Below are 18,343 nucleotides of genomic sequence, written 5' to 3'. Positions count from 1 at the left end.
GCAAACAGGAAATGCGGTCGTGTGGTCGGCACTCCAGGGACGCGTGAGCAATCGGCTGGCCCGGCATTTCCGTGCCGCGCCGCACCGGCTGCCCGCGCACGCGCCGATGGTGAGCTTCACCTTCGACGATGCCCCCGATAGTGCCGCCGGCGAGGGTGCTTCGCTTCTCGAAGCGCATGGTGGCCGCGGCACCTACTACATCGCCGGCAGCCTGATTGGCCGGCCGTCGGATCATTGGCATGGGCTGTCGAACGACGCAATCGTGCGGCTTCACCATGCCGGCCACGAGATCGCCTGCCATACCTTTTCGCATCAGAGCGCGGTCAATCTCGGCGAGGCCGCCATGACCCGCGAGATCGAACGAAACCGCAGCCATCTCCGCGAAATCGATTCCTCGATCGCGCTGGAGAATTTCGCCTATCCGTACGGCCTCGCCTCGGTCTGGCGCAAGCCGCAGCTCGCGAGAACCTTCCGCTCGGCGCGCGGCATTCTGCCCGGCGTCAATCGCGATGTCATCGACCTCCAGTTCCTGCGCGCCTCACCGTTGGTAGATTGCGAGATCGATAGGGCGGGCGTCGATCGCTATTTCGACGAGGCGGTCGCAAGCGGCGGATGGCTCATCTTCTACGGCCATGACGTCGTGAACGCGCCGAGCCCCTATGGCTGCACGCCGCACCTGATGCGCCATGCGCTGGAGGCGGCCGGCAAGCGCGACATGCCGATCGTAACCGTCGCGGAGGCGCTGCGACGAATCGGGGCGTAGCTCTCTTACCTCGCCCCGCTTGCGGGGAGAGGTCGGATCGCTCTTGCGATCCGGGTGAGGGGGTACAGGTCCCGCAACAGTCTCATCCGTGGAAAGAGGCCCCTCACCCCAACTCTCTCCCCGTAAGAACGGGGAGAGGGAGAAGAAGCAGCGGCGCAAGCGTCAAATCGTCTTGCCACGCCCGCGCAGCCATGCGACTGGCCTTGTGACGAATCCCACGGCCTCCGACACACCCATGAACGTCCCTTCCACTGCTCCGCTGCCCGCGCCGGCCAACGGCCGCGACGCGCTGTCGGTGCTGCATTCGGTGTTCGGCCTGCCGGGGTTCCGCGGCGCGCAGGGCGAGATCATCCGGCATGTCACCGATGGCGGCAATTGCCTCGTGTTGATGCCGACCGGCGGCGGCAAGTCGCTGTGCTACCAGCTGCCGTCGTTGCTGCGCGAAGGCTGCGGCATCGTGGTCTCGCCCTTGATTGCGCTGATGCGCGACCAGGTTGCCGGCCTGCTCGAGGCCGGGGTCAACGCCGCCGCGCTGAACTCGTCGCTGACGCCGCAGGAGGCCTCCGACATCGAGCGGCGCCTGATCGCGGGCGATCTCGACCTGCTCTATGTCGCGCCGGAACGACTGGTGACGCCGCGCTGCCTGTTGATGCTGGCGCAGGCCAAGGTGGCGCTGTTCGCGATCGACGAGGCGCACTGCGTCTCGCAATGGGGCCACGACTTCCGCCCCGAATATGTCGGCCTCTCCATCATCGCCGAGCGCTTTCCCGAGGTGCCGCGCATCGCGCTGACCGCGACCGCCGACGAATTGACGCGGAAGGAGATCGTTGAACGGCTCAAGCTTGGGGGCAGTCCGCAATTCGTCTCGAGCTTCGACCGCCCCAATATCCGTTACGAGATCGTCGACAAGCGCAATGCGGTGTCGCAGCTCAAGGAGTTCATCCGGGAGCGCCATGCGGGTGACGCCGGCGTGGTCTACTGCCTGTCGCGCAACCGGGTCGAGGAGGTCGCCGCCGCGCTCGATGATGCCGGCATCGCCGCGCTGCCCTATCACGCCGGGCTCGACAGTAGCGTGCGCTCGCGCAACCAGGACCGCTTCCTCAACGAGGACGGCATCGTCATCGTGGCGACCATCGCCTTCGGCATGGGCATCGACAAGCCCGACGTGCGCTTCGTCGCGCATCTCGATCTGCCCAAGAGCATCGAGGCCTATTACCAGGAGACGGGACGCGCCGGCCGCGATGGCAAGCCGTCCGCGGCATGGATGGCCTACGGCCTCTCCGACATCGTGCAGCAACGCCGCATGATCGACGAGTCCAGCGGCTCGGACGATTTCAAGCGCGTGTCGATCGGCAAGCTCGACGCGCTGGTCGGGCTCGCCGAGACCGCGCAGTGCCGGCGCAGGCGGCTGCTCGCCTATTTCGGCGAGATCGTGCACGGTGAAACCTGCGGTAATTGCGACAACTGCCTGACGCCGCCGAAGATGCGCGACGGCAAGGTGCTGGCGCAAAAGCTCTTGTCCTGCGTCTATCGTACCGGCCAGCGTTTCGGCGCGATGCACCTGATCGACGTGCTGATCGGTCGCCTGACCGAGAAGGTCACGCAGTTCGGCCACGACAAGCTGTCGGTATTCGGCATCGGGCGCGAGCTCAACGAAAAGCAGTGGCGCACGGTGCTGCGGCAGCTCGTGGCGATGGGCCATTTGCAGAGCGACAGCGAAGCTTATGGCGCACTGAAGCTGACGGAGGCCGCGCGCGGCGTGCTACGCGGCGAGACCGAGGTATGGCTGCGCGAGGAGGTGCCCGGCACCCGCGTCCGTTCCAGCCGCGCGAAATCCCGCCGCGGCGATCTCGCGCCTGCGGCCAGCGCCCCGCAAGGCGATGTCGATCCTGAATTGCGTGCCCGGCTGCGGTCCTGGCGCTCGGATGTCGCGCGCGAACGTGGCGTGCCGGCCTATGTCGTGCTGCACGACGCCACCATTGACGGCATCGTGCGGGCCTGGCCGACCACGCTGGACGAGCTCCGCAACGTGCCCGGCATCGGCGACAAGAAGCTCGAGCATTATGGCGACGAGCTGCTGCAGATCGTGCGGACGCGGTAGGGGTGAAGCTAATATCTCCACCGTCATCCCGGACAAGCGCGCCCAAAGCGCGCGCAGATCCGGGATCCATAACCACAGGCCGTGGGAAACGGCACGCCGACAGCCTCAGTGTGTTTCAACAATTGGCGGTCGGGGTAATGGGTCCTGGCTTTCGCCAGGACGAGACCAGTGAGGAGGCGCGCGCCGTCTTACGGCACCGACGCACTAGCCGTTTCTGAACGCGTAGCCGTAGCCGTTGAGCGCCGGGGCACCGCCGAGATGCGCGTAGAGGACCTTCGCGCCCTTCTCGAAATAGCCTTTCTGCGTGAGGTCGATCAGGCCCTGCATCGACTTGCCCTCGTAGACGGGGTCGGTGATCATGGCTTCGAGACGCGCGGTGAGGCGGATCGCCTCCTTGGTCTCTTCCGACGGCACGCCATAGGCGGGATAGGCGTAGTCCTCGATCAGCACGACGTCGTCTGCGACGATGTCCTTGCCGAGCTCGACGAGCTTGGCCGTGTTCTGGGCGATCGAGAGCACCTGCGCCTTGGTCTGCGCCGGGGTGAACGACCCGTCGATGCCGATCACCTTTCGCGCGCGGCCGTCGGCGGCGAAGCCGACCAGCATGCCGGCATGGGTCGAGCCGGTGACGGTGCAGACCACGATGTAGTCGAACTTGAAGCCGAGCTCGGCTTCCTGCTTACGCACTTCCTCGGCGAAGCCGACATAGCCGAGCCCGCCATATTTGTGCACGGAGGCGCCGGCGGGAATCGCGTAAGGCTTGCCGCCCGCGGCCTTCACTTCCTCGATCGCCTGCTCCCAGCTCTTGCGGATGCCGATGTCGAAGCCGTCGTCGACCAGGCGCACGTCGGCGCCCATGATGCGCGAGAGCATGATGTTGCCGACGCGGTCATAGACGGCGTCCTCGTGCGGCACCCACGCTTCCTGCACCAGGCGGCACTTCATGCCGATCTTGGCGGCGACGGCGGCGATCATGCGGGTGTGGTTGGACTGCACGCCGCCGATCGAGACCAGCGTGTCGGCGTTCGAGGCGATCGCGTCCGGGATGATGTATTCGAGCTTGCGCAGCTTGTTGCCGCCATAGGCGAGGCCGGAGTTGCAGTCCTCGCGCTTGGCATAGATCTCGACATTGCCGCCGAGATGTTTCGACAGCCGCTCCAGCTTCTCGATGGGCGTCGGGCCGAAGGTCAGCGGATAGCGCGCGAATTTTTCCAGCATGGTCAGGTCATCTCGATTGGTGTTGAGCTGGCCGCAGCGATTAGCATATGTGGTAAGGAATGTGCTCTCGAATGCTGCACCGATATTGCATGATATCTTGCGAAGATTGGCATTTTGACTAATATTTCTTTCAGAAAATCATCCAGAATCGGAAGCTTCTTCCATGCCGCTTCGGCTCGATCGAACCGACCTTAAGATATTGAGATTGCTTCAAAATAACGGCCGGCTCAGCAATGCCGAGCTGGCCGAAACCGTTGCGATCAGCCCCGCCACCTGCCATCGCCGCACCCAGCGCCTGTTCGAGGACGGCTTCATCGCTGCCGTCCGCGCCATGATCGCGCCGAAGAAGGTGGCGAAGGGGACGCTGGTCATGGTCGGCGTCGTGCTGGACCGCTCGACGCCGGAAAGCTTTGCCATCTTCGAGCAGGCGATCGCAAAACTGAAATTCGTGCTCGACTGCCACCTCGTCGCCGGCGACTTCGACTATTTCCTCAAGATCCGCGTCGGCGACATGGAGGATTTCAACCGCATCCATGGCGAACAGCTCATCGCGCTGCCGGGGGTGCGCCAGACCCGCACCTTCTTCGTGATGAAAGAGGTCGTCGACAACGCGCCGCTGGAGTTTTGAGCGGCTTCACGATGCCTGTTCGACGACGCCGTCCGGGACCTGCTCCCGCTCGGCGTCCTCCGGCCGCATCGCGATCACCGCGATCAGCCCGAGGCCGACGCCGATCATGACATAGAAGATCGGCGCCAGCGGGGAGCCGGTGAGCGCGATCAGCCAGGTCACGAAGAACTGGGCAAAGCCGCCGAACACCAGCACCGCGACATTGTTGACGATCGCAAGCGCGGTCGAGCGGACGCGGATCGGGAACAGCTCGACCAGCGTGGTGCAGTAGACGCCGAGGAAGAAGGCGCTGAAGAAGCCGATGACGATTTGGGCGACCAGGAGCCTTGCGATCGACGGCTCGGAGATCACCCAGGCATAGAGCGGGTAGAGCGAGACGAAATAGCCGATCAGCGAGACCAGCAACAGCGGCCGGCGCGGATAGCGGTCGGAGACGGCGCCCGCGATCGGCACGACGATCACCATCACGATTGCCGCGATCATCTGCACCAGGAAGCTCTGCATCAGCGGCAGCTTCAGCACCTCCTTGGCGTAGGTCACGGTGTAGCCGAAGGTGACGTAGAACGACACGGCGCTCGCCACCACCATGCCCATGCCGATCAGGAAATTGCGGCCGGGATTCTTCAGCGCGGCGATGAAATTGTCCTTGTGCAGCGTCGCCATGCTGCGCCGGGAAGCTTCGGGCTCGATGACGCTGGCGCGCATATAGAGCAGGATCGGAACGATCACGAGGCCGACGAAGAAGGGAATGCGCCAGGCGCCGGCGGCAAGCTGCTCCTGCGTGAACGCCAGCGTCAGGGCGGCACCCAGCACTGCGCCGAGCACGTTGGCCATGAGCTGGCCGGCGATCTGCCACGAGCCATAGAAGCCGGTGCGGCCGGGAGGCGCCGCTTCGATCAGATAGGCGGTCGAGGTGCCGAACTCGCCGCCGACCGAAAAGCCCTGCAACAGCCGCGCCAGCAGCACGATCAGCGGCGCCGCAATGCCGGCCGTGGCGTAGGTCGGCGTCAACGCCAACAGCGCGACCGACACAGCCATGATGCCCATGCCGAGCGTCATCGCCGCCTTCCGCCCCTTGCGATCGCCGAAATAGCCGAGCACGAGGCCGCCGATCGGCCGCATGAAGAAGCCGGTGCCGAACAGCGCGGTGGTCAGCAGCAGTGCGTTGATCTCACTGCCCGAAATTTTCGGGTCGACCGGGAAGAACAGGTTCTTGATGACCGGTGTCATCAGGGCGAACACCGTGAAGTCGTACCACTCCAGGGCATTGCCGGCGATCGCGGCTGCGATGGCTTTCCTGTTCGTCTGCATCTCTCGCTTGCCTGTCCGGTTGCGCCTATTCGGCGGGTTGATGGGTGACGTCGGCATCCTGCCATTCGTCGCCGGCGAGTTCCGGCGTGGCGAAGGCCTTGAGGTTGGCGAAATGAATCTCGCGATCCTCGACGAACAGGCGACGGACGATGCCGCGCGCGAGCCGGTCGGCGCCTTCGCTGATCGCGGGGATATCGCCGGAGAGCTTTCCGTGGCTCAGCGTCGCCGGATAGTTGAAGCAATGCAGCCGCGCCAACATGGGGCAGGCGCCGGGCTCTTTCTCCAGGAACTGGAAGCTGTCGCCGAGGTCTGGCGAGTTCTCCAGCTCGGCATTGTCCATGCCGTCAGGTGCCGGGAAGCGGTCGCACCAGAACCGGATATGCGGCGCGAACTCGGCGAGCTCGTCGCGCAACGCGAGGTCGACCTTGAAGCCCGTGCCGAAGATGATGAAATCGGTCGCGTAGCGGCCCTTCGGCGTCGTTACCGTGAGATGGTCTCCCGCGACGGCGAGATCATCGATCGGGCTTGCGAGATGGAAATGCGCCTGCGGATAGGCGGAGACCCGCAGTACGCTTTGACGCGGCGGCGGCGTCTGCGCCTTCAGCGTGTGATCGAGGAAACGCCATTTCCAGTCATCCGACAGGCCGGCAAAGCCGTGGACGACGCCCTGGCTGCCGATGCCGGTGAACTTGTTGACGCGCGGGATGTCCGCGCGCCGAATGAATAGGTCGAGCCGCGCTGCGCCCGCCTCCAGCGCCATCGCTGCGTTGTCCATCGCGGATGCGCCCGCGCCGACGACGGCAACACGCCTGCCGCGAAGTCTCTCGAAGTCGATAGGGGCGGACGAATGCGCCCAGAAACGTCGGTCGATGCCGTCGCAGAGCGACGGCACGTAAGCACCGCCGAGGCCGTCGCGGCCCGTCGCCAGCACGACATGGCGCGCGAGAATCTGTCGCGACGTGCCGCCCTCGCTGATGTCGAGCGCGAACAATTCATCGGTGCGCGCGTGGATTCGCTCGACCGAAACCCCGTTGCGGACCGGCAGGTCCAGCACCTTGCGGTACCAGATCAGGTAATCCATCCACATCGTGCGCGGCGCGCGGTCGAGCGCCTGCCACGCCTGCCTGCCATATTGCGCCTCGTAGAAGGCGCGGAAGGTCAGCGCCGGCATGCCCATCGCAGGTCCGGTCAATTCCTTGGGCGAGCGTAGCGTCCGCATCCGGGCGAACGTAACCCAGGGGCCTTCCTCGCCGGCGCGGGCACGGTCGAGCACGAGCTGGTTGTCGACGCCGAGACGCCTGAGCATGGCGGAGGCGACGAGGCCGGCCATGCCGGCGCCGACGATGACGACGTCGACGACGCTCTTGCCGTCAACGACGCGGCGCGGCACCCACGATTTGGCCGGCAGTTCGAGCCAGGCCAGATCCTGCTTCAGGCGCGCTTCAAGCGCCGCGAGGCCCGCCGCGTCAGGTGTCATCGTCGTCATGAGGGAGCTTTCTCGAATTCACTGGTTTCGTCGCCGGCCTCGGCCAGCGCGGCGGCGCCGCTATGCAGTTTTGCGCCAGGCATCAGCGCGACCGCGGCGCGCAGTGCGTCGTTGAGCGCGGCAACCGTCGGCGTCAGCTCGCGCCCGGTCGGCGCAATCGCGGCGAACAGGAAGGGAATGGACACGTCCAGGGGCCGGGTGACGACGCCCTCCACCGGCAGGCTGGAGGTCAGCACCGGCTCGACCACGGCGATGCCGAGCGACTGCTTGGCCATGGCGATCGCCGTCAGCGAAGCGTTGGTGTCGATGACCTCAGCGGGCACGACACCCTCACGCTCCAGCGCCTCCTCCACGCGGCGGCGAAGCCGGTAGGGGTTGGCCATCGTCAGCAGCCGGACGCCAGCAAGATCCCTCAGGCGAATGACCTTCTTCTTTGCCAGCGGATGATCCATCGCGAGGCACGCGACGCACGGCACCTCGCAGACCCACTGCATGTCGAGCCCGGGATGCTGGATCGGCAGGCTCGCAAGGCCGAAATCGACCGACTGCGACAGCACCGATTGCACGACGTTCTCGGCCGAGAGCGCCTGCACGTGGACCTGGCTTGGCAGCAACTTGCGTTCGAGCGCTGCGAGCGCGGCCGGGACGAAGCCGGCCGCCAGCGCCGGGATTGCCGCCAGGCTGAGCACGGGAAGCGCCCCCGCACCGATCGCGTTGGCGCGCTGGCGGATGTGCTTCAAGCCCATCAGCAGCCGCTCGACCTCGGCATGAAACAGCACGCCCTTTGGCGTCGGGCTGATGCGCGGGCCGTTCCGGGTGAACAGGAGATAGCCGACGTCAGCTTCGAGATCCTGGATCTGACGCGTCACGACCGGCTGCGATCGGCCGAGCAGCCGCGCTGCGCCGGTGATGCTGCCGGCCGACATCACGGCGGCGAAGGCCTCGAGAAGGCGGATATCGATAACGTCCTGGTTCATCGCCATGTCGCCCGCATTATGTGAATATAGAATGAACAATATTTCTTGATGTGCAAGAGGTATTATGAGAGCATGAGGTTATGCCGATGGAGCCAACCCCCTTTCGCCACCACAATCCGGCCGGGCCGGTCTACCGGCGCGGCTGGGTCGACGAGGCTGTAGCTGCGATCGAGGCCGACCAATGCCGCACGGCCGACACGCATCTGATCCGGCTGATCGTGCCGGCGCTATCAGGCATCGATATCTATCTGAAGGACGAGTCCACGCACCCGACCGGCAGCCTGAAGCATCGGCTGGCGCGCTCGCTGTTCCTCTACGCGCTCTGCAATGGCCACATCCGCGAAGGCACGCCCGTGGTCGAGGCCTCGTCGGGATCGACCGCGGTGTCGGAAGCCTATTTCGCGCAGATGATCGGCGTGCCCTTCTACGCCGTGATGCCGCGCACGACGTCGGCGGAGAAGATCGCTGCGATCGAGCATTATGGCGGCAATTGCCATCTGATCGACGACGGCCGCGCGCTGTATGCTGAGGCCGCCGCGCTCGCCACCCGCCTGAACGGCCACTACATGGACCAGTTCACCTTCGCCGAGCGCGCCACCGACTGGCGCGGCAACAACAACATCGCCGAATCGATCTTCACGCAATTGCAGGGCGAACCGCGCCCGCTGCCGGACTGGATCGCGATGGGCGCCGGCACCGGCGGCACCTCGGCCACCATCGGACGCTACTTGCGCTACCGCCAATATCCGACGCGGCTGTGCGTCGCCGATGTCGAGCATTCCGCCTTCTTCGATTGCTTCCGCACGCAGGACCGCTCCCACGTTTGCGAACGGCCCTCGCTGATCGAGGGCGTCGGCCGGCCGCGCTGCGAACCGTCCTTCGTGCCTGGCGTTGTCGACCGCATGATGAAAATCCCGGACGTCGCAACGATTGCGGCGATGAATGTACTGTCGCGCCGGCTGCGCCGATCCGTCGGCGGCTCCACCGGCACCAACTTCCTGGCGCTGTGCCGCATTGCCTCGGAGATGCGCAGCGCCGGCCAAGCCGGATCGCTGGTCACGCTGATCTGCGATTCCGGCGAACGCTATCGGCAGACCTACTATGACCCCGCATGGCTGAAAGCACGCGGCCTCGATCCAGCGCCGTTCGAGATTGCCCTGTCGTCGTTCCTGGATACGGCGCAGCCGCTGGCGCTCGCCGTCGAGGATGTTGTCAATCCACAGAGCCCGCGGAGTGTTGCTTGACCACGCTGATCGAAACCATTGCCGGCGTGCGCGCGGCGTCACGGCTCGGCCAGGCTCTGAACGCCCGCGCCGAGATTTTGCACCTCAGCGAAGCCGCCCATGACGCGGTGCTGCTGCCGCGCGAGCCCGGCGGCCTGAGCCACGGCTTGCGGGCGGCGCTCGCGGCGCGGATGTGCCGGCACGTCGGCGACGAGGCGCTGACCGCGCATTACGACTCCTATCTGGCGCATGCGAGCGATCTCGACCTGGCCGCCCTGGCACGGCCCGGCGGCCTGTGTGGCGATTCCCTGCACGACGCCATGGCCCGCCATGCCGACCTGCTGACGCTGTCGCCGCGCGAGGCGACGCGACAGGACATTGCGGCGCTGAAGACGGCCGGCGTCAGCGAGGCCGATATCGTGCGGCTGTCCGAGCTTGCCGCCTTCGTGAACTACCAGCTGCGGGTCCTGGCCGGCCTCAGGCTCCTGAAAGAGGTCGAAGCCCGATGAGCGAGGTCGTCCACAACTTCACCGCCACGATCCCGACCTGGTCGCCCTATGTCACGCCTGTCGAGCTCGCCTCGGCGACGTCAGAGCAGCTCGCGGCGATGAAGGTCACGCCCTCCAACAAGGGCGTCTCGCCTTACGTGCTGACGCTGGCGCATGACCCTGAATCGCTCGCGGTGCGCTCGCCGCTGTTCAACCTCATCATGTACGGCAAGGACGGCTTGTCCCCGGCCGAGCGTGAGCTCGGCGCGCTGAGTGCCTCGGTCGTCAACCGCTGCATCTATTGCGCCGCCGTGCACGCCTCACGCTTCATCAGCTACTCCGGGCGCAACGACATCGTCGAGGAAATCTTTGCCGACGAGCGCGATGCCACGCTGGAGGCGCGCCAGCAGGCACTGTTCAATTTCGCTACAAAACTCTCGACGACGCCGATCGAAGCTACTGCAGATGACGCGCGTGCACTCGGCGAGGCCGGGCTGAGCGAGCTCGAGCAGCTCGACCTGGTACTGTCGGCCGCGATCTTCGGCTGGGCCAACCGGCTGATGCATACGCTGGGCGAGCCGCTGGCGCGCCCGGAGGCGCCGTAACCGGCGTCTCCCTGTTATTTGCAAAATTGCACGATCGTCACGGCAACTTCACTTGCGATGCGCGCACATGCGGGCGACGGTCTCCGCTTCTCAACGAGGAGATCCTGCCGTGCGCCTTCCCATTCTCGATCCGAAAGATCTGACCGACGAACAGAAGCCGCTCTATGACGACATGCGGGCCGGCATCAAGGACCACTTCAAGGGCTTTGTGAACATGCGCGACGATGGTGCGCTGCTCGGACCCTGGAATCCCTGGGTCCGCGAGCCGCGCTTCGGCAAGCCGGTGTGGGAGCTGGTCAAGGCGATCGCGTCGAACCCGCTGCTGCCGGCCTCGGTGCGCGAGGTCGCGATCCTCGTCACCGGCTCGCATTTCCGCTCCGGCTACGAGCTCTATGCTCATGTGCTGGTGGCCGAGCAGCGCGGCCTCTCCGACGAGAAGCTCGCGACCATCGTGGCCGGGCAACGGCCGGTGGATCTGACCAAGCAGGAGGCGGTCGCCTACGACGTCGCATCGGCGCTGGTGAGCGGCGGCGTGCTGCCGGAACTGACCTGGCGCGCCGCGGTCAAGGAGTTCGGCGAGCATGGCGCGGCCGAGCTGTCCTATCTCGTCGGCGTCTATTGCATGGTCTCGGTCACGCTCAACACCTTCGACGTGCCGGTGCCGGAGTAGAAGCGCCTTGTTCTGTTCGAGCATGATCTTTTCGGAAAACCGCTGCACACTTTTCCGGATCATGCTCTAATTGCGCACGGTGTAGAGCGGCGTCCGCAGCGTCAGCTGGTAGGACGGTTTCGGCATCCATGCGATCTGCGCGGTGATGCCGAACAGGCGGTTGTCGTTTTTCGCAGCAGGCAGTCCGCTCGGCAGCGTCGCGCCCTGTCGTACCGCCAGGGCTTCGAACGCGGCCGACAGGGAGGTGTTGCCGAAGCCGAGCCCGAGCGTGCCCGCGGGAATCGTCGCGCAAGTCGTGCGCAGGTCGAGATAGATGTTCGGTACGGTCGGCTTCGCGATGGGCTGTGACGGGGCACGTGACGATCCGACGCGTGGCGACTTGATGACGGAACTGTTGTTAGATGGAACGTGATCACACCTGTGGTCAAGCGCTGTCCGCAAGCGATGGACTGCGCGGATGTGCGCGGGTACCCTGCGGTGATCGCGTTGACATACTCGCCGGCCAGAGTGCAGGCCGGACAATGGAGGGACGACAGTCATGAACACGTCACGCCGCATCCTGCTCACTGGTCTGGCAGGCCTCGCTGTCGCCCCGACCGCCGTGGCCGCCGCCGTTCCGCCGGCCGAACCTGGCGACGTGACGGTCGCCGAAGAGCGCTTCGCGCGCACGATCGCGGCCGCGCATGCCCCCGATGTCACCTGCACGCGGCAGGCCGAACGCTATGCGGATGCGCATTGGCCCGAATATGTTGCGGCAGCCAGGGCCGTGCTGGACGCGCGCGTGTGATTCGCGCTTTTACTTCTCGACCGCCCGCCGCACCTGTTCGCCGATCTGCGACAGCACGAGCTGTGCCTGCGGCAGGATCGCGCCCATGGCGTGGAAATTGTGGACCATGCCGTCATGGCAGACGTGCTCGACGGTGACGCCTGCGGCGAGAAGCTTGCGCGCATAGGCATTGCCTTCGTCGCGCATCGGGTCGAACTCGGCGGTATGGATGATTGCGGTCGGCAGGCCCGCAAAGCGTGTGGCGCGCAGGGGTGAGATGCGGGGATCGGCGGCATCGATGCCGCCGGGCAGATAGTCGGCGAGATCGGCTTCGATCGTGATGCGATCGATCAGGTGGCCTTCGGCGAACGCCTCGCGCGAAGGCGAGGTCTCCTCGAAATCAAGCACCGGGCAGATCAGGCATTGCGCGACGATGGAGAGGCCGGCGTTCTGCAGCGCTTCCTGGCACACGATCGCGGCGAGCGTCGCGCCGGCGGAATCGCCGCCAACCACGAGGCGTCCGGCGTCGATGCCGAGGGACGACGCTTCGCGTGCGACCCATTCGGTGGCGGCGATCGCATCGTCCACCGCGGCGGGAAATTTGTGCTCCGGCGCGAGGCGGTAATCGACCGAGACCAGGCGGCAGCCGGTGGCATGCGCAAGTGCCGCCGCGATGCGGTCGTGCGTGGCGACGCTGCCGGCGACGAGCCCGCCGCCATGAAAGAACACGAAGCCCGGCGCGCGCTCAGCGGCGGTTGCGGGCGAATACAGCCGATAGGGAAGCTCTCCGCCGGGGCCGGGCAGCGTGCCGTCGGAGACGGTCACGTCAGGCGCGTCAGTGCGCGCGAACTGCATCAGTTTCGCCAGCGACTGCCGCCGCGCCTCGACGCTCGGCCGGTTTCGCACCTGCGGCCCGGCCGCAGCCATCATGGTCAACAAACGCTTTGCGAGCGGATCGAGCGGCATGGAGGACTCCGTAACGTGGACGGCATTATATCCGGTTTGCTCCCCAATGTTATTTCACCGCGATGCTCACCCTCCGTCCAGGGGGCCCTCCAGGGGAGGGGGGCATTCCCCGCAGGGAATCATTTAGAAATTGCCCCCAATAGTCGTGCCATATTGCGGCATCACGCCAAGGGGAGGCCGGTCATGGCCGAGATCAAGAAAGCCATCGAATATTCGCCGAGTTGGACCTTCTTCGAGGGCAAATGGCACGACGGCAATGTGCCGATCATGGGCCCGCGCACGCATGCGGCCTGGCTCGGCTCGGTCGTGTTCGACGGCGCGCGCGCGTTCGAGGGCGTCGCACCCGATCTCGACCGTCACATCGCCCGTGCCAATCAGTCCGCGATCAATTTTGGCCTGAAGCCGGTGGTCGATCCCGGCACCTGGCTCACGCTCGCAAACGAAGGCATCGCGCGCTTCGCGACGAATGCCGAGCTGTATATCCGTCCGATGTACTGGGCGGAGAACGGGTCGGGCGGCGGCGTGCTGTTCGACCCCGAGACCACCAACTGGTGCCTGTGCATCTACGAGGCGCCGATGCCCAAACCCGTCGGCAACGCCATCACGCTGTCGCCGTTCCGCAGGCCGACTGCCGAATGCGCGCCGGTCGAGGCCAAGGCGGCCTGCCTCTATCCCAACAATTCGCGCGCGCTGGCGGAGGCCGCCTCCCGCGGCTTCCAGAACGCGCTGATGCTCGACATGCTCGGCAATGTCGCCGAGTTCGGCAATTCCAACGTGTTCATGGCCAGGGACGGCGTGGTGTTCACGCCGGTGCCGAACGGCACCTTCCTCAACGGCATCACGCGCCAGCGCGTCATCGGCCTGCTTCGCGCCGACGGCGTCACCGTGGTCGAGAAGACGTTGCGCTATGCCGACTTCCTCGCCGCCGACGAGATTTTTTCAACCGGCAATTTCGCCAAGGTCGCGCCCGTGATTCGCATCGACGAGCGCGAGCTGAAGCCGGGCCCGCTCTACACAAAAGCGCGCAAGCTCTATTGGGACTTTGCGCATGCGGTGAAGCTGGCGGCGTAGGCTTCCTGACGTCGTCCTGGCTTTCGCCAGGACGACACCGAAGGTGTGGCATGTGCCACGCCTCAAGAGCCGCGCCTCCGGAACCGGCTGAACTGAAACGCCTGCGTCGATTTCCACGGCGTGTGATGAGTCTCGCTGCGCGTTTCGATCAGCTCGAAATCCGGCCCCAACTCCGTCGAAAGACTCTTGCTGTCGTGGCGCTGCACCGGCAGGCCGCTGCATTTCTCCGGACCATCGAGCGCAAAGGTGGCGATGATGACGTGGCCGCCGGCCGCAACCGCCGACCGCAGGCGCTCGACGTAGGCGGCCCTGTCGCGCGGATCGGTCAGGAAGTGAAACGCCGCACGATCGTGCCAGACCTCGTAGCTGCGCGCCGGCCGCCACGTCGTGGCGTCGGCGACGATCCAGTCGACGGACGCGGCCGCCGGGCCGATCCGCCGCTTCGCAGCGTCGAGCGCATTGGCGGACAGGTCCAGCACGGCGAGATTGCGGTATCCGTCCTGCAGGAGAGCGTCCACCAGCCGCGAAGCGCCGCCGCCGATATCGATGATGCCTGCGCCGCGATCCACGTTGGCGGAGCGGATCATGTCGAGCGAGATCGCCGGGCTCTCCTGAAACCAGCTGACCTCGGTCTCGCCCTTTGTGGCGTAGACGTTGTTCCAATGCGCGCTTGGGTCGGACATGGCGGCTTCTCCAGCGTCGTCCTGGCGAAAGCCAGGACCCATTACCCCAGGAAGCAGTTTGGCGATGATTCGTCGTTCGGTACTGCTATCGATCTCTACCGACAGATCGCGCGGTATGGGTCCTGGCTTTCGCCAGGACGACATTGTGGAATGACGGGTGCACAATCGCCAAGCAAACGCCCGCGGCAGGCGGCCGCGCTGAGGCGAACGAGAGGACCTACTCTTCCTTCTTCGACATCCGCTCGAGGCGTTCCTGCATTTCCTTCATCTGCTGGCGCAGATCGTCGATGTTGCTGTCCTTCGGCGCCTCGGCGGTCGCATCGGGCTCCGGCTCCGGGGTGGTGGAGGAGCGCGCCGGCGGGGCGAAAGGCTTGAACATCGAGAAGGTCTGCTGGAACAGCTCCATGTTGCGGCGGACCTGCTCCTCCAGGGGCGCAAAGGGCGTGCCGGACAGCGTATTGGCGATCTGCTTGCGGAACTTCTCCTGTTCCTGGGTCAGCGTCGCGATCGACTGTTCCAGATATTTCGGCACCACCATCTGCATGCTGTCGCCGTAGAAGCGGATGAGCTGGCGCAGGAAGGTGGTCGGCAGCAGGTTCTGGCCGGCCTTGTTCTCCTGCTCGAAGATGATCTGGGCCAGCACCGAGCGGGTGATGTCGTCGCCGGTCTTGGCGTCGTAGACCAGGAAATCTTCGCCATCCTTGACCATGGCGGCGAGGTCTTCCAGCGTCACATAGGTGCTCGTTCCGGTGTTATAGAGCCGGCGGTTCGCGTATTTCTTGATGGTGGTGGGTTGGTCTGATTTCGCCATGGGCTCTCACTTGCAAGACGCTGAGAACGGGAACCCGGCGGCCGATGCCGCAGGGCGGGAAGAGTACGCAACGCAACAAAATAAGCATTTTCAAAGGGGTCACGCTACCGTTTTGTGCGCCACGGTTAATCGGGCAGCAAAAACGTGCTTGCGAAAGCGCCAAGAACGCTATTTGGAATGCGTTGCGGCATGAATTCGGTCACCGGCCGATTGACATGCCGCAATGACGTTAACAGGATGCCGTCCGAGACTGGCGAGCCGTTTCCCCAGCCCCGTCTGCCCCCATTCAACCCCAGGAGATGCCCATGTCAGACGATGTCGTCATCGTCAGCGCCGCCCGCACCCCGGTCGGAAGCTTCAACGGAGCGTTCGCGACCCTTCCCGCCCACGATCTCGGCGCCGTCGCCATCAAGGCCGCGCTGGAGCGTGGTGGCATCGAGCCCGGCCGGGTCTCCGAAGTCATCATGGGCCAGATTCTGACCGCCGCTCAGGGCCAGAACCCGGCCCGCCAGGCCTCGATCGCCGCCGGCATTCCGGTGGAGAGCCCGGCCTGGGGCGTCAACCAGCTCTGTGGCTCGGGTCTGCGCACGGTCGCACTCGGTTACCAGGCGCTGCTCAACGGCGATTCCGAGATCGTGGTCGCCGGCGGCCAGGAATCGATGAGCATGGCTCCGCACGCCCAGTATCTGCGTGGCGGCGTCAAGATGGGCGCGCTCGAATTCATCGACACCATGATCAAGGACGGCCTGTGGGATGCCTTTAACGGCTACCACATGGGCAACACCGCCGAGAACGTTGCGCGCCAGTGGCAGATCACCCGCGCCCAGCAGGACGAGTTCGCGGTCGCCTCGCAGCAGAAGGCCGAGGCCGCGCAGAAGGCCGGCAAGTTCAACGACGAAATCGTCCCCGTCACCATCAAGACCCGCAAGGGCGACGTGGTCGTCAGCGCCGACGAATACCCGCGCCATGGCGCAACGCTCGATGCGATGGCCAAGCTCCGTCCCGCCTTCGAGAAGGACGGCACGGTCACCGCAGGCTCTGCTTCCGGCATCAATGACGGCGCTGCCGCCGTGGTGCTGATGACCGCCAAGCAGGCTGCCAAGGAAGGCAAGAAGCCGCTCGCGCGCATCGTGTCGTGGGCCCAGGCCGGCGTCGATCCGAAGATCATGGGCTCGGGCCCGATCCCGGCCTCGCGCGCCGCGCTGAAGAAGGCCGGCTGGAACGTCGGCGACCTCGACCTGATCGAGGCCAACGAGGCCTTCGCGGCGCAGGCTTGCGCCGTCAACAAGGACCTCGGCTGGGACACCTCCAAGGTCAACGTCAATGGCGGTGCGATCGCGATCGGCCACCCGGTCGGCGCCTCCGGCGCGCGCGTACTGGTGACGCTGCTGCACGAGATGCAGAAGCGCGATTCCAAGAAGGGCCTTGCCACGCTGTGCATCGGCGGCGGCATGGGTATCGCGATGTGTCTGGCGCGCGACTGAATCTAGCTGTCGCGCAGCTTATTTGGACCATGCGCGTGCGCTGCACACATAAGTGAGTGCGTTGCACGCGACTAAAAAGGCAGCGGTTGCAAATCAAATATTCTTCGCAACCGCCTCAGCCTCGACTAAAGAGAAACGCCCGGCTCACGCCGGGCGTTTTGTTCTTGATGTCCGTCAAACGTCCCGCATAATCCGTAGCTAAAAACGATCACTCAGAAACGTCCGAAGAGTCCAAGGGAAGGAATACGATATGGCACGTGTTGCATTGGTGACGGGTGGTACGCGGGGCATCGGAGCTGCGATCGGCAAGGCGCTGAAGGCGGCCGGCTACAAGGTCGCGGCGAGCTACGCCGGCAACGATGCGGCGGCGGAGAAGTTCAAGGCGGAGACCGGCATCGCCGTCTACAAATGGGACGTCAGCAATTTCGACGCCTGCGCCGAAGGCGTGAAGAAGGTCGAGGCCGAGGTCGGCCCGATCGACGTGCTCGTCAACAATGCCGGGATCACCAAGGACGGCGCCTTCCACAAGATGAGCCTCGAGCAATGGAACGCCGTGATCGGCACCAATCTCGGCTCGCTGTTCAACATGTCGCGCCAGGTGATCGAAGGCATGCGCGGGCGCAAGTTCGGCCGCATCATCAACATCTCCTCGATCAACGGCCAGAAGGGCCAGTTCGGCCAGGTGAACTATTCCGCGGCGAAGGCCGGCGAGATCGGCTTCACCAAGGCCTTGGCGCTGGAGAACGCCAAGGGCGGCGTCACCGTGAACGCGATCTGCCCCGGCTACATCAACACCGAGATGGTGCAGGCGGTGCCGAAGGACGTGCTGGAAAAGTCCATCCTGCCGCTGATCCCGATCGGCCGCTTAGGGGAGCCCGAGGAAATCGCACGCGCGGTCGTGTTCCTCGCCGCCGACGAAGCCGGCGCCATCACCGGCTCGACGCTGACGGTCAACGGCGGCCAGTACATGGTGTGATGCGTAGGCATCACGCAGGCTGATATCGACGACGTCGTCATGCCCGGGCTTGTCCCGGGCATTTGTCCATGCACTGTCATTCCGGGGGCCCGCGATAGCGGCGAACCCGGAATCTC

General features: G+C 65.3%; 19 protein-coding genes. 11 read left to right on the top strand and 8 right to left on the bottom strand.

Annotation, left to right across the window (positions count from 1 at the left end; all coding sequences use genetic code 11):
• Positions 1 to 19: 19 nt before the first annotated feature.
• The gene (locus BJA_RS01205; protein WP_038966663.1) at positions 20 to 763 is read left to right on the top strand and encodes a polysaccharide deacetylase family protein; all 744 of its coding nucleotides are present in this window, start codon (positions 20 to 22) and stop codon (positions 761 to 763) included.
• 235 nt (positions 764 to 998) lie between these two features.
• Complete coding sequence (recQ, locus tag BJA_RS01200; RefSeq protein WP_038966662.1) at positions 999 to 2,864, top strand: DNA helicase RecQ; 1,866 nt, start codon at positions 999 to 1,001, stop codon at positions 2,862 to 2,864.
• Positions 2,865 to 3,068: 204 nt separating this feature from the next.
• Here the strand turns inward: recQ and BJA_RS01195 are convergent, their stop codons facing one another.
• Positions 3,069 to 4,082, bottom strand: a complete 1,014-nt coding sequence (locus BJA_RS01195; RefSeq protein WP_011083073.1) for a 1-aminocyclopropane-1-carboxylate deaminase — start codon at positions 4,080 to 4,082, stop codon at positions 3,069 to 3,071.
• Between the two features lie 163 nt (positions 4,083 to 4,245).
• On the opposite strand from BJA_RS01195, the gene BJA_RS01190 reads away from it, so the two are divergent.
• Positions 4,246 to 4,710, top strand: coding sequence for an Lrp/AsnC family transcriptional regulator (locus BJA_RS01190; RefSeq protein WP_011083072.1), 465 nt, complete (start codon positions 4,246 to 4,248; stop codon positions 4,708 to 4,710).
• A gap of 6 nt (positions 4,711 to 4,716) precedes the next feature.
• Here the strand turns inward: BJA_RS01190 and BJA_RS01185 are convergent, their stop codons facing one another.
• From BJA_RS01185 to BJA_RS01175, 3 genes are read right to left on the bottom strand one after another with little or no spacing between them, the layout of a single operon-like run.
• Positions 4,717 to 6,021, bottom strand: a complete 1,305-nt coding sequence (locus tag BJA_RS01185; protein ID WP_038966661.1) for a citrate-proton symporter — start codon at positions 6,019 to 6,021, stop codon at positions 4,717 to 4,719.
• A 25-nt stretch (positions 6,022 to 6,046) separates the two neighbouring features.
• On the bottom strand, positions 6,047 to 7,507 hold the full coding sequence (locus tag BJA_RS01180; protein WP_011083070.1) for an NAD(P)-binding domain-containing protein: 1,461 nt from the start codon (positions 7,505 to 7,507) through the stop codon (positions 6,047 to 6,049).
• Positions 7,504 to 8,484, bottom strand: coding sequence for a LysR family transcriptional regulator (locus tag BJA_RS01175; RefSeq protein ID WP_011083069.1), 981 nt, complete (start codon positions 8,482 to 8,484; stop codon positions 7,504 to 7,506). The genes BJA_RS01180 and BJA_RS01175 overlap by 4 nt, the downstream gene beginning before the upstream one ends.
• 86 nt (positions 8,485 to 8,570) lie before the next feature.
• Here BJA_RS01175 and BJA_RS01170 point away from each other — a divergent pair, with 86 nt between their 5' ends.
• From BJA_RS01170 to BJA_RS01155, 4 genes are all read left to right on the top strand, one after another.
• Complete coding sequence (locus BJA_RS01170) at positions 8,571 to 9,728, top strand: PLP-dependent cysteine synthase family protein (RefSeq protein WP_063921657.1); 1,158 nt, start codon at positions 8,571 to 8,573, stop codon at positions 9,726 to 9,728.
• Positions 9,725 to 10,216, top strand: a complete 492-nt coding sequence (locus tag BJA_RS01165; RefSeq protein ID WP_028175245.1) for a CMD domain-containing protein — start codon at positions 9,725 to 9,727, stop codon at positions 10,214 to 10,216. Before BJA_RS01170 ends, BJA_RS01165 begins: the two co-directional genes overlap by 4 nt.
• Positions 10,213 to 10,800 carry a peroxidase-related enzyme gene (locus BJA_RS01160; RefSeq protein ID WP_011083066.1) on the top strand — a complete coding sequence of 196 codons (588 nt, stop codon included), beginning with the start codon at positions 10,213 to 10,215 and terminating at the stop codon, positions 10,798 to 10,800. Before BJA_RS01165 ends, BJA_RS01160 begins: the two co-directional genes overlap by 4 nt.
• Positions 10,801 to 10,909: 109 nt before the next feature.
• A complete protein-coding gene (locus BJA_RS01155; RefSeq protein ID WP_028175243.1) occupies positions 10,910 to 11,470 on the top strand; it encodes a carboxymuconolactone decarboxylase family protein in 561 nt (186 codons plus the stop codon).
• Positions 11,471 to 11,536: 66 nt separating this feature from the next.
• Here BJA_RS01155 and BJA_RS01150 read toward each other — a convergent pair whose 3' ends face one another.
• Positions 11,537 to 11,911: a hypothetical protein gene (locus BJA_RS01150; RefSeq protein ID WP_038966659.1), complete on the bottom strand. Its 375-nt coding sequence runs from the start codon at positions 11,909 to 11,911 to the stop codon at positions 11,537 to 11,539.
• Between the two features lie 97 nt (positions 11,912 to 12,008).
• Between BJA_RS01150 and BJA_RS01145 the strand changes: the two genes are divergently transcribed.
• Complete coding sequence (locus BJA_RS01145) at positions 12,009 to 12,257, top strand: hypothetical protein (RefSeq protein WP_011083063.1); 249 nt, start codon at positions 12,009 to 12,011, stop codon at positions 12,255 to 12,257.
• A 9-nt stretch (positions 12,258 to 12,266) separates the two neighbouring features.
• On the opposite strand, the gene BJA_RS01140 is transcribed toward BJA_RS01145, so the two are convergent.
• Positions 12,267 to 13,202 carry an alpha/beta hydrolase gene (locus BJA_RS01140; RefSeq protein WP_011083062.1) on the bottom strand — a complete coding sequence of 312 codons (936 nt, stop codon included), beginning with the start codon at positions 13,200 to 13,202 and terminating at the stop codon, positions 12,267 to 12,269.
• Between the two features lie 183 nt (positions 13,203 to 13,385).
• Here BJA_RS01140 and BJA_RS01135 point away from each other — a divergent pair, with 183 nt between their 5' ends.
• Positions 13,386 to 14,273, top strand: a complete 888-nt coding sequence (locus tag BJA_RS01135) for a branched-chain amino acid aminotransferase (protein WP_038966658.1) — start codon at positions 13,386 to 13,388, stop codon at positions 14,271 to 14,273.
• Between the two features lie 62 nt (positions 14,274 to 14,335).
• On the opposite strand, the gene BJA_RS01130 is transcribed toward BJA_RS01135, so the two are convergent.
• Together BJA_RS01130 and phaR are read right to left on the bottom strand one after the other, a co-directional pair.
• On the bottom strand, positions 14,336 to 14,956 hold the full coding sequence (locus BJA_RS01130) for a class I SAM-dependent methyltransferase (RefSeq protein ID WP_038966671.1): 621 nt from the start codon (positions 14,954 to 14,956) through the stop codon (positions 14,336 to 14,338).
• Between the two features lie 217 nt (positions 14,957 to 15,173).
• Positions 15,174 to 15,767 carry a polyhydroxyalkanoate synthesis repressor PhaR gene (gene phaR, locus BJA_RS01125; RefSeq protein ID WP_011083059.1) on the bottom strand — a complete coding sequence of 198 codons (594 nt, stop codon included), beginning with the start codon at positions 15,765 to 15,767 and terminating at the stop codon, positions 15,174 to 15,176.
• Between the two features lie 305 nt (positions 15,768 to 16,072).
• Here phaR and BJA_RS01120 point away from each other — a divergent pair, with 305 nt between their 5' ends.
• Both BJA_RS01120 and phbB read left to right on the top strand, forming a co-directional pair.
• Positions 16,073 to 17,251: an acetyl-CoA C-acetyltransferase gene (locus tag BJA_RS01120; RefSeq protein WP_028175239.1), complete on the top strand. Its 1,179-nt coding sequence runs from the start codon at positions 16,073 to 16,075 to the stop codon at positions 17,249 to 17,251.
• Between the two features lie 250 nt (positions 17,252 to 17,501).
• A complete protein-coding gene (gene phbB / locus BJA_RS01115; protein WP_011083057.1) occupies positions 17,502 to 18,227 on the top strand; it encodes an acetoacetyl-CoA reductase in 726 nt (241 codons plus the stop codon).
• The last annotated feature ends 116 nt before the right edge of the window (positions 18,228 to 18,343 follow it).

Source organism: Bradyrhizobium diazoefficiens USDA 110 (assembly GCF_000011365.1).
GTDB classification, from domain to species: domain Bacteria; phylum Pseudomonadota; class Alphaproteobacteria; order Rhizobiales; family Xanthobacteraceae; genus Bradyrhizobium; species Bradyrhizobium diazoefficiens.
This window is presented reverse-complemented; position numbering and strand designations above follow the sequence as displayed.

What these genes read in the sequence shown, in the direction of transcription:
- recQ (WP_038966662.1), top strand. Translation starts at nt 999, where the DNA reads ATGAACGTCCCTTCCACTGCTCCGCTGCCCGCGCCGGCCAACGGCCGC.
- BJA_RS01195 (WP_011083073.1), bottom strand. Translation starts at nt 4,082, where the DNA reads ATGCTGGAAAAATTCGCGCGCTATCCGCTGACCTTCGGCCCGACGCCC.
- BJA_RS01190 (WP_011083072.1), top strand. Translation starts at nt 4,246, where the DNA reads ATGCCGCTTCGGCTCGATCGAACCGACCTTAAGATATTGAGATTGCTT.
- BJA_RS01185 (WP_038966661.1), bottom strand. Translation starts at nt 6,021, where the DNA reads ATGCAGACGAACAGGAAAGCCATCGCAGCCGCGATCGCCGGCAATGCC.
- BJA_RS01180 (WP_011083070.1), bottom strand. Translation starts at nt 7,507, where the DNA reads ATGACGACGATGACACCTGACGCGGCGGGCCTCGCGGCGCTTGAAGCG.
- BJA_RS01175 (WP_011083069.1), bottom strand. Translation starts at nt 8,484, where the DNA reads ATGAACCAGGACGTTATCGATATCCGCCTTCTCGAGGCCTTCGCCGCC.
- BJA_RS01170 (WP_063921657.1), top strand. Translation starts at nt 8,571, where the DNA reads ATGGAGCCAACCCCCTTTCGCCACCACAATCCGGCCGGGCCGGTCTAC.
- BJA_RS01160 (WP_011083066.1), top strand. Translation starts at nt 10,213, where the DNA reads ATGAGCGAGGTCGTCCACAACTTCACCGCCACGATCCCGACCTGGTCG.
- BJA_RS01145 (WP_011083063.1), top strand. Translation starts at nt 12,009, where the DNA reads ATGAACACGTCACGCCGCATCCTGCTCACTGGTCTGGCAGGCCTCGCT.
- BJA_RS01140 (WP_011083062.1), bottom strand. Translation starts at nt 13,202, where the DNA reads ATGCCGCTCGATCCGCTCGCAAAGCGTTTGTTGACCATGATGGCTGCG.
- BJA_RS01135 (WP_038966658.1), top strand. Translation starts at nt 13,386, where the DNA reads ATGGCCGAGATCAAGAAAGCCATCGAATATTCGCCGAGTTGGACCTTC.
- BJA_RS01130 (WP_038966671.1), bottom strand. Translation starts at nt 14,956, where the DNA reads ATGTCCGACCCAAGCGCGCATTGGAACAACGTCTACGCCACAAAGGGC.
- phaR (WP_011083059.1), bottom strand. Translation starts at nt 15,767, where the DNA reads ATGGCGAAATCAGACCAACCCACCACCATCAAGAAATACGCGAACCGC.
- BJA_RS01120 (WP_028175239.1), top strand. Translation starts at nt 16,073, where the DNA reads ATGTCAGACGATGTCGTCATCGTCAGCGCCGCCCGCACCCCGGTCGGA.
- phbB (WP_011083057.1), top strand. Translation starts at nt 17,502, where the DNA reads ATGGCACGTGTTGCATTGGTGACGGGTGGTACGCGGGGCATCGGAGCT.